The organism is Acetobacterium sp. MES1 (assembly GCF_002237635.1).
Taxonomy (GTDB): domain Bacteria; phylum Bacillota; class Clostridia; order Eubacteriales; family Eubacteriaceae; genus Acetobacterium; species Acetobacterium wieringae.
On sequence record NZ_MJUY01000009.1, the window covers coordinates 69520 to 80218 of the forward strand.

Below are 10699 nucleotides of genomic sequence, written 5' to 3' on the forward strand. Positions count from 1 at the left end.
TCATCATACCAGTTGCGTCACCTTTTTTCAATAGTGGATCATGCTTCTCTTGAGAACAGTTCCGGCGCAGCCAGCGATTTTCTGACGCTCGCTGTTTCCGAGCTCCGTCATCAGTCTTAATCCACCCCTTCTTCAAACATCTGGCAGGAGCTGATTTTTCTGATCTTGCCGGCAACAATCAACACCGTTGCCAGTCCCAGCAGGCTGATTCCGACAGCGGTGAGTATTACCAGGCTGGGATCGACATAAAAATCGCAATTGAGAATCCCATTAGCGGCCAGCATCAGTGCCAGCATCGGATTGGTGGCAAAATAGCCAGCAATGGCCCCGACCATCGCAGCCCCGATAATAATCGGCATCTGACTGATTAAGATCTGCCCGATCAGCTGATTGGCGGTAAAACCAAGGGCCTTGGAAACCCCCAGTCGGGTCCGCTCCCGCAAGATCCGCACCCGGATCACCAGAAACAGAACGAACACAATAATCACGGCAATTATCCCTAAACAACCAGTGACGATAATTTTTATCGACGCTTCAAAGGAATCCAACATCATCTCGACGGACTCAAAATAGCTGTTGGTTTTTATTTTCTCGGATCCATATTGATTATTTATTTTGGTGATGAATTTTTCGGTATCCTGACCATCAGCCAGATAAACCATCAGATTTTGTTCCCGATAGGATGGCAGCAGTTTTTTCATTCCAGCGGTGGTAATGGCAGCGCCGCGGCCCAGCATATTAAATTGTTGAGTGACTCCCACCACCAGAAATTCCCGAATGGTGCCGTTATAGTCGATCGACACCGTATCCCCCATTTGAGCACCAAGATTACTAAGCACAATACTGGTGATGGCTATCTCATTATCATGTACCGGCATCCTGCCCTGCACACAGGTATCAACTTTCAGGCGGCTGTAATCTTCGGTGACTCGGGTCATGGCACTGCTTTCCTTATCTTTAAATTTAATCACGCCATCAAAGGAAACTAACCGGATGGTATCTTCGACCTCCGGCATTGCGGCAATTTCTGCAAAGATTGTTTCTTCATCATCTACGGCATTCACTTCAACTTCAGCGGTTTCCAGTCCGATTAGTTTGATCATGGCGGTTTTATCGACCGAAAAATTATAGTACGACGCCAGCGCAAAGACGGTTACCAGACTCAGTAGCATGATGATCAGCCCGGCGATGAGATTCTGCCGTTTATTGAAAATCAGTGACTTAAAACCCATGGCCGTATTAAGGCTCAACCTGGTCTGATCCAGGGGGATGCGGTTTTTCCCAAAATGATGGGTTTCGATGCCGCTGCGCAGGGCTGTTAAGGGGGTGATTTTTTTGATTTTTGCCGCACTGAAATAGGAAATCCCTAATACCGCCAGCACAATCACACCCAAACTTGCCAGCACCGCCTGGGGATCAAGCCCGGTAGCCCAGCGCAGCCCGATTGATGATGACACAACATTGGTAATCACCGGCGAAATCAACAGCGCAGTAGCCAGTCCCACGGTAAATCCGACGGCGGTCAAAAGCAAATATTCCATCAGAATCGAACCGAGGATCTGTCGGGTCGTATAGCCCATGGCCACCAGGGTACCAATATTTTTTATGTTGTTTTCCATGTGAGTGGTGGTGGAAAACTTGATGACAATGGCCACAATCGCCAAAATGATCATTGAGAAAGATACCAGCACTGCCATAATGATGTTAATAAAAATTGAAACCCCTGTTTTCATGGTTCCATAACTCAGTGACGCAAAACTCCCAGTACCTTCTTGCAGAATCGTTTTTATTTTTTTGATGTACTCCGTTTCAAAGTCTTCGGAATCATTAATGTCATCGGTGATCACTGAAAAATAACTGCATTTTGCCCCATACTGAGGCTGCGCCAAAAACTCCTGCAACTGCTGTTCGCCTACATATAATTTATACATACTGACATTGGAAGGACTGGCAAACATCAAATCTTCATAGAAACCGGCGATCTCAAGCTCAGTACTGACTTCATCCACCGTCATTTTCAGGGTATCGCCGGTTTGATAACCGTTAGCTGCTTTTAAAACATATGGCGCAATGACTCCATTAGGGGGCATATTCTCGGCCTGATCAATGATCTTAACCTGAGATATTTTCCGGGCGGTATCCAGATTTAAAAAGACCGCCGGAATACTGTTGGCCTCTTCCCCCGTGTTAATATTCTGAAATGAGGAAGACATCGATATCATCCCCTCTTCCCGTTCGCTATAGGAGTAGCCCCCAATGGACTGATAAATTTCCTGAATTTTCTGATCATGGACACCATCAGTAATAAAAACCTGGTGAGCACCATTGGTTTGGGCATTTTTCTGATCAATAAAGCGATCCATATTGGCCAGCACCGAGATTCCCACATAGAGAAAGATAGTAGCAATGGCAATCAGGATGATCAGGGTGGCCGTGGCCACCTTGGCCTTTTTGATATTGTTGGTTGCAATCATCAGAATGCTCATCTTACCAACCCATCCTTTCCAGAAATTCCCGGAGGATTTGATGGCGATCCGGATCATCCTTGCGATAGGTTCCCAGACTCAGCTCGTCGATGATGACCCCATCTTTTAAATACAGAATGCGGTTGGCCCGGCGGGCCGTTTTAATATCATGGGTCACCATGATAATGCTTTGACCGGCGGCATTGACCTCAGTCATCACATCCAGTACGTTGATGGCATTGGTCGAATTGAGCGCCCCGGTGGGTTCATCGGCAAAGACAATTTCCGGGGCATTGATCAGCGCCCGGACAATCGCCACCCGCTGGGCTTCGCCGCCGGAAAGCTGAGAGGGATATTTTTGATAGCTGGCATCACTTAACCCCACCTGCTGGAGGAGTTCCTTAGCCCGGGCGGCGACGGCCTTTTTGTTGCGACTGACCAGCAAGCCCGAAATCATAATATTATCGAGCACCGTCATGGTATCATTGAGATAGATCTGCTGAAACACAAAGCCGCAATGCTTTCTACGAAACACCGCCAGTTGATCATTGGAATAGTTGGAAATCGCTTCGCCTTTAAAATCGATGGTTCCCAGGGTCGGCTTGTCCATCCCCGACAGGGCATAAAGCAGGGTCGATTTTCCCGAACCCGAGCTCCCCATGATGACAGTAAAGTCACCGGCTTTGATTTCAATGTTGAGATTTTTTAAAACGTGCTGCATGATGCTGCCGTTTGAATAGGTTTTACTGAGCATTTCTGCTTTTAAAATGGTGTTTGACATATCTTCCTCCCGATTGATTGATTGGATCTTTATCCCAAAGATAAAAGACCATGGTCGGCTTTTGCTTTCCATGGCCTAATTATATTTCATATGTTCTTAATCGGTCTTTTGCCAACTCTTATTAAATCCTTATCTATTTCTTAACTGGGAAGATTCTTACACCACCCTGATGTCCAGTTCCACCGTGAAGCCCTCCTCATTATAGCAGCGGATGCTACCACCCATGGCGGCCATAAACTGCCTGGCCAGATAGAGGCCCAGCCCGGAACCGGGGGTATTCTGGACCGTTTCCCCGGACCCCCGAAAAAACTTTTCACATACCAGCGGACATTCATCGGGCTCCACTCCCGCCCCGTAATCTTTGATCTTTATGGTCAGGTTTTTGTCTGTTTTGTCCAGATCGAACCAGATATCGATATCGGTATTGGCATACTTATAGGAGTTGCTGAGGACATTGTCAATCACCTGACCCAGCCGTAGCGGATCACAAAAAATCAGACACTCCGCCAAGTCATTTTTAAAGCGGATTTTCCCGAAATGATCCATTTCCTTGAACATTTTAATAATCACGGTGCTGGGTTGCTCGCTGACATTGACCTTCAGCATTTCCAGTTCTTCCAGGGTGGCATGAAACAGATTACTGATCAGCGCATCAATGATATCTGCTTTGGCATCGATCACCGCAATTTTTTCAAGACTTTCGGTGAGGGTCGTTGTTGCCGTTGACCCCGGCAAATCCTCTTTTTTCACGGTTGCCAGCTTGATCTCAAGCAGCTCACAGATGGCTTTAATGGTAGCCACCGGGGTTTTAATGTCATGGGACAGTTCCGCCACCAGCTCTTTCTTGCTGATATTGGCCTGATATTCGCCCTGCCGGGCCTTTCTCAGTTCTTCCCGCATCAGATCAAAACTTTCGGTGAAAGCCCCAAAATAATTGCCCCGGTCCATCGGCAGCCGGAACTCCAGATCGCCGTCGGCAATTTTTTGGGCAAACTCTTTCATTACCCCAAAGGGCTTAAGAATTGATATATGCACCCGCCCCAAAAGCAGATAAACCATGATCATGACCAGCCCAAAGGTAAGGGTAATCAGGATCGTCAGATTTTTTTTCATGGTTGCTTCTTCACTGCCGTCAGTCAAAAAGATGATCTTTCCCAGCATTTCTTGCTGGCCATCTGCTGCAGTTTTGGTCAAATCGATGATCGTCTGATGATTCTTAATAGCGTCAAATAAGACAGCCTGATAGGTTTCTTCCGTCACCAGGGCGATCTGGTAGGCCAGTTCCCCCTTCGTACCGGATTTTTTTGTATCGCCAGCGTTCCAGTCCTGCTCAATGGTTTTAGTGACCTGGTTAATCTCGGTAATATCCACTTGATTGATCTGGCTGGTATTGATGGTGGTGATTGCGACTAGATAAGCGCCAACTATTATCACCGTAAACAGAATCACCATATTTCTTATTTTCATACATTTCCTCGACTGAATATTCTCTTTTATGTAAAAAGCGCAACCAGTGCTATTGGTTTTCCTGAGTCTCGAACATATATCCGATCCCCCAGATAGTTTTAATCAACTGCGGCTGGTTGGGATTTTCTTCAATTTTCTCGCGAATTTTGCGGATATGGACATTCAGGGTACCGTCACTGAAAAATGCATCCCCCCAAATTTTGGCAAACAACTCATCTTTGGCAATCACCCGGTTTTTATTTTCATAAAGGTATAAAAACAGCTTGAATTCCTTGGTTTTAAAACCGACATCTTCTTCATTGCGATAGACCTTCATGGCGTCCTTATCAATTCTCAGGTTGCCGCAACGATCCGGCCCGTCTGATTGCAAGCTGAACTCATCACTGCTCCAGTTTTTTTGCCCCACCCCATCATAGCGTTTGATGATGACCTTTACCTTGGCCAGCAAGACGCTGAGCGAATAGGGTTTCTTAATGTAATCATCACCACCGATATTCAGGGCAATCAGGACGTCATCATCACTCTGTCGGGCACTAATAAAGAGAATCGGCACATCAGTATTTTTCCGGAGTGCTTTGCACAATTCAAAGCCGCTGTCATTTCCCAGATTAATATCCAGCAAAATCAGTTTAACCTGATTGTTTTCCATGAACAAGACGCACTCCTCAAAATTGGTCACAACGGCGCAGGTCAGGCCAAACATTTCAAAATATTCACAGGTTGCTTTCGCCAGCTCCACTTCATCATCGACAATTAAACAATCCCAGTTCACACATACTCCCATCCTCTCGACTGAGTCGAGAAAGTCATTCGCTTTGATTATCCGATCATTCTAAATAAATCATACCATTGTTCCGTTATAATTGCATCCCTATCAGCTTTCTTTAGAATTGAATTCTGCTAATGAAACACCGCTTTTTTCCAAAAAATTTTTTTGAACGGCATTACTCCATATTGTTAAATGCATTTAAAATTATTCTCTGAATCTTTCTAATCTGAATAAACCCGATATTTAACAATTTGATTTTTACGATTATTCAGGGAAATCTTATTCCCAGTACGTGTGATTTCATTCAAAAATACCCGAATTTTTATGTATTTTTCGACTTTACTTAAAGTTTCTTAAGTTATATTGCTTAAAAAGCGACATAATATCAGGGTATTTGTTGAAACTTTCCGCATTTATTGGAGGCAGTGATTACTAAATTTTACACCATCATTCATAATTATGATTACCTATCGAGAATTTTTTTATCTCCAACAATAATTTGTTTGTTAATTGTCAGACAAAAGAAACTTAACAAAATATCAAAATTTAAACATTGTTAATTATTTATTTAACGATGTTATCGTTCGCCTTTTTAACTTTTGAATTATAAACTCGATGTCCGTAACTGTCAAATTTTTTATCAGAAATAACATCGCCGTCACCCCAAAACCATTGAAATTTTACCCCATCAGGATTTTTTTGTACTTTGGCTTAAAATTAACAATCTCACAGCAACAAAATGACAATAACATTTCATTCAAAGTAATACAATATAAAACGTAACTATAAATAACTATATCGAATGTAGCATGAATTTGCAATTAAAATTAAAGCACTTTTTTTGTCAAATGTTTAACAAGGAATTATTTGGATTACTTAAATTCATCGATAACGATATTTTTCGCCAAAATATTGTTTGTTATGTAACAAACAGCTTTTTATTTCCTGATCATTATCTGACAAATGGCTTTAAAATACTATTTCAACCTTTAATAATTATGGGTGTCGCTCTCTTTTCTCAGGTGAAATCTATTCCGACTATTTAATTTAATTTTCGACCATCTTGTTTTGTGTCCGTTCGTCATCCTCCACTTTGAAGAATTTGGGATTCAAAAATGGGAAGTTTAAAAAATTTTATTAGTCCGTGTAAAAAAATTAAATTATCATTTGCAGTTCTTCGAAATCTGGAAAAATTTTCCTCTAAATTCTGGAATTCTAAAATTAGGAAAAAAAACGAGTAAAATAACTCATTGCACTTTATTTCATTAATATCGATTTTAAAGCTTTTCTGTTTTCGTGTCTATAGCTCTTGTAAGCGCCTCGCCGATTTGAGATTCTAGCTGATCACGAAAATCACCAATCTCCAAAAATGATCGTACTCAATCTTATTTTGGCATATTTTTATTTAAAAACCCATATTTACGACCATTTTTTGAGCAATTCTAAAATCTTTCTGACGCAAAAAAGTCCTCGTATTATTTTCTTATTTTCGTACATATTATATTTTTACGATATTTTCCGTGTTATTCTTTGCTAGACAAAGAATATGTACCCATGTATAATGTGACCAAATATTGAATTTACTCCAAATCAATGGAGTCTAAGGGTTTGCGTTGTTTTGCGATCTATGAACCATTGATCCGTAGGGTATTACTGGAAACGGTAATGCCTCCCATTGTGGAAAGGAGAAACTATAAAATAAAAGGGCAAAATATTTGTATTCTGTAACTCCTAATATTTGTATTTTGCTGTTTTATTTGGATTGCCCGGCATGCAATCCTTTACATTAGTTTTAAACTCTAATCTCCACAGATTAGAGTTTATTTTTTTGAATTTTTATAATTCATTAAACAAAAAACTTTAAGGAGGCGGTTTTATGAACGCAAATGCACGTGGTTGCATGGAAAAAGATGAACGAACTCATTTAGTTACCGACATCGTTGCCAAGCACAAGAATTCAAAGGGAGCACTAATCCCGATCTTACATGAGGTCCAGGAACTATATGGCTATTTACCAGTAGAAGCCCAGGAAACCATTGCCAAAGAAATGAATGTCCCTATTTCAGAGGTGTTTGGGGTAATTTCATTTTACTCATTCTTTTCTTTGAATCCAAAGGGCAAGCACAAGATTTCCATCTGTATGGGAACAGCCTGTTACGTCAAAGGCTCTGGCCCGATTTTGGACAAGTTAAAAGAAACTCTGGCAATTGGGGTCGGTGAAACAACCGAGGATGGTGAATTTACCCTTGAAGACTGTCGCTGTTTGGGTGCCTGTGGCTTGGCGCCAGTTTTGACCATTAATGGAAAAGTTTTTGGTCGTCTGACTAAAGACGATATTCCCGAAATTATTGAAGGCTGTAAAACTGAAGGAGGAAGTGTCCTATGAAAACCATTGCCGAACTAGAGGCCATCAGAGAAAAAACGTTAAAAGAAGTGGGCATGCGTACTGACAATGATTCAATCCGAGTGGTTGTGGGCATGGCGACCTGTGGGATTGCCGCTGGCGCTCGTCCAGTCATGCAAGCTTTTCTAACCGAAACCCAAAAACGTGATATCCATAATGTGACGGTCACTGCTACCGGTTGTATTGGTGTTTGCAGTTTAGAACCGCTTGTTGATATCATCGATAAAGAAGGTCATAAGGTTACCTACGTAAATATGACACCCGAAAAGGTTGCCAAAGTTGTTTTGGAGCATCTGGCCAACGGCAAGGTTTGCTCAGAATACACCCTAAAAGAAAATCAATAATATAAATTTTACGAGGAGGAAAACTACATGCAATTGTTTCGTTCCCATGTTTTAGTTTGTGGTGGTACAGGTTGTACCTCTTCAAATTCTGAAGCAATAATGACTGAATTAAATGAAAAGCTGGTTAAAAATCAACTTGATGCTGAAGTGAAGGTTGTTCAAACCGGCTGCTTTGGGCTGTGTGAAGAAGGCCCAATTATGGTTATTTACCCGGAAGGTACGATGTACTGCCGGGTGGATGTGAAAGATGTCCCTGAAATCGTCGAAGAACATCTTTTAAAAGGCCGTCTGGTGACCCGCTTGCTGGAAGCCAGCAGCCAGGTTCAGGAAGACGAACAAGATATTGAAAAATCCAGTTTCTTCAAAAAACAATTACGGGTTGCCCTGAGAAATTGCGGCCGGATTAATCCTGAAGAAATTGATGAATACATTGCCTTTGATGGTTATAAGGCGTTGACCAAAGCCCTGACTGAAATGTCTCCTGGCGAGGTTATCCAGACCATCAAAGATTCTGGTCTGCGAGGCCGCGGCGGCGGCGGATTCCCCACCGGTACTAAATGGGATTTTGCAGCCCAGCAGATTAACGATGAAAAATACGTCTGCTGTAACGCCGATGAAGGCGATCCCGGGGCTTTTATGGATCGAAGTGTTTTAGAGGGCGATCCCCACTCAGTTATTGAAGCGATGACCATTGCTGGCTACGCCATCGGTGCCACTCATGGTTTTGTCTATGTCCGGGCCGAATATCCGATTGCGGTTCATCGGCTCCAAATTGCCATTGATCAGGCCCGTGAATATGGCTTATTAGGCGATAATATTTTAGATACCGGTTTTAAATTTGATCTGGAAATCCGCTTGGGTGCTGGCGCATTCGTCTGTGGCGAAGAAACCGCCCTGATGACTTCCATTGAAGGCAAACGTGGCGAGCCACGGGTTCGACCGCCATTCCCAGCGGTTAAAGGACTGTGGCAAAAGCCGACCATCCTGAACAATGTTGAAACATTTGCCAATATTCCGGTTATCTTATTAAAAGGTGCCGACTGGTTTGCCAGCATGGGTACTGAAAGAAGCAAGGGTACCAAGGTATTTGCCGTTGGTGGCAAAATCAATAACACTGGTTTAGTGGAAATCCCCATGGGCACGACCCTGCGGGAAGTTGTTTATGAAATCGGCGGTGGTATCCCTGGCGGCAAGCAATTTAAAGCCGCACAAACTGGTGGACCTTCCGGTGGATGTATTCCGGCCAGCCATATTGATACCCCCATCGATTATGAATCGTTAATCGAATTGGGTGCGATGATGGGCTCCGGTGGGCTGATTGTTATGGATGAAGACACCTGTATGGTTGATATCGCCAAATTCTTCCTGGAATTTACTGTTGATGAATCCTGCGGAAAATGTACCCCCTGCCGCTTAGGAACCCGACGCATGAAAGATATTCTGGAAAAAATCACCTTGGGTAAAGGTGTCATGAGTGATATTGACGAACTGGAAACTCTGGCCCGGGATATCAAAGCATCATCTTTGTGCGCCCTGGGACAAACCGCTCCAAACCCGGTTTTGAGCACGCTCCATTATTTCCGGGATGAATATGAAGCGCATATCCGCGATAAAAGATGTCCAGCCGGATCCTGTAAAGCGTTATTGGCTTATGAAATTATCGAAGAAAACTGTAAGAGCTGTGGACTTTGTGCGAAAAACTGTCCAGTTAACGCCATTAGCGGTAACAAAAAAGAAAAAATCCCCTTTGTCATTGACCCGACTGTCTGTGTCAAGTGTGGTGTCTGTTTCGAAAAATGCCCGTTTGAAGCGATCAAAAAATAATAATAATTGATAGGTAATTGCGAAATGAAAAAGATTTAGAGCTCAGAGAATTCGGCGGTAAGAAACAGACAGACTTCATGAAGTCAGAAGGGAAACGAACAACAAAGCGAAGAAAATGTTGCAGAAGATGAAAAAAAGGCGCAAAAACAAAAGCTGGACAAAGAAGATAAAAAGTCCAACTAGGCAACGAGTGGTTTAAGACTGCGTAAGTACTGATGCTGATGAATATTATCGGAAAGAATTGCAGTAATCAGCTGGGTAATTCCGGCCAACAGCAAGTCGGCGTGAAGTGTTTTGGCATTCTGAGTTTTACGGTTGGCCAGACAGAAACTGTCTTTGAAATGATTAATGGATTGTTCAACAACACCCCGGATTTTATAGATCCGAGCCCATTCGAGTGTTCCGCGAAGGGTACCGGGGTAGGCCCGGAGATTCTTTTCAGGATAGATGTAAAACATCCGACCACAGGAAGACGAAGTACAGGGATTTTCACAGAAACACTGACGTTTAGCTTTCCCGGCTTCCTGTTTGATCCATTTTGTTTTGGGACAGGTGAATTTAAACCGAACCAGGCCGTTCTTTCGTTTGGCCCGCCCTTCAGATTTCATGGGAAGTGACGGATCGTTTGGACAACAGGTAAAAAAT

6 protein-coding genes, 2 pseudogenes and 1 riboswitch are annotated in these 10699 nt (G+C 43.0%); of the genes and pseudogenes, 3 read left to right on the top strand and 5 right to left on the bottom strand.

What is annotated here, in order from left to right:
* Positions 1-116: 116 nt before the first annotated feature.
* The 4 genes from BI182_RS02910 to BI182_RS02925 form a co-directional block, all read right to left on the bottom strand.
* On the bottom strand, positions 117-2486 hold the full coding sequence (locus tag BI182_RS02910; protein ID WP_286805414.1) for an ABC transporter permease: 2370 nt from the start codon (positions 2484-2486) through the stop codon (positions 117-119).
* Between the two features lies 1 nt (position 2487).
* Positions 2488-3246 (bottom strand): ABC transporter ATP-binding protein, encoded by a 759-nt coding sequence (locus BI182_RS02915; protein WP_286805415.1) that lies wholly within the window; start codon positions 3244-3246, stop codon positions 2488-2490.
* A 156-nt stretch (positions 3247-3402) separates the two neighbouring features.
* Positions 3403-4713 carry a HAMP domain-containing sensor histidine kinase gene (locus BI182_RS02920; protein ID WP_250934341.1) on the bottom strand — a complete coding sequence of 437 codons (1311 nt, stop codon included), beginning with the start codon at positions 4711-4713 and terminating at the stop codon, positions 3403-3405.
* A 49-nt stretch (positions 4714-4762) separates the two neighbouring features.
* On the bottom strand, positions 4763-5485 hold the full coding sequence (locus BI182_RS02925) for a response regulator transcription factor (RefSeq protein WP_286805418.1): 723 nt from the start codon (positions 5483-5485) through the stop codon (positions 4763-4765).
* A 1568-nt stretch (positions 5486-7053) separates the two neighbouring features.
* Positions 7054-7186, top strand: a riboswitch (molybdenum cofactor riboswitch).
* Between the two features lie 172 nt (positions 7187-7358).
* Between BI182_RS02925 and BI182_RS02930 the strand changes: the two genes are divergently transcribed.
* The 3 genes and pseudogenes from BI182_RS02930 to nuoF all read left to right on the top strand — a co-directional run.
* On the top strand, positions 7359-7868 hold the full coding sequence (locus tag BI182_RS02930; RefSeq protein WP_070371700.1) for an NADH-quinone oxidoreductase subunit NuoE family protein: 510 nt from the start codon (positions 7359-7361) through the stop codon (positions 7866-7868).
* Entirely contained in the window at positions 7865-8230 is a 366-nt protein-coding gene (locus tag BI182_RS02935) for a (2Fe-2S) ferredoxin domain-containing protein (protein WP_228877964.1), read from the top strand. The genes BI182_RS02930 and BI182_RS02935 overlap by 4 nt, the downstream gene beginning before the upstream one ends.
* 15 nt (positions 8231-8245) lie before the next feature.
* A pseudogene (gene nuoF, locus BI182_RS02940) lies at positions 8246-10054 on the top strand (NADH-quinone oxidoreductase subunit NuoF); the annotation flags it as partial.
* Positions 10055-10304: 250 nt separating this feature from the next.
* Here the strand turns inward: nuoF and BI182_RS02945 are convergent.
* A pseudogene (locus BI182_RS02945) lies at positions 10305-10699 on the bottom strand (ISNCY family transposase); the annotation flags it as partial.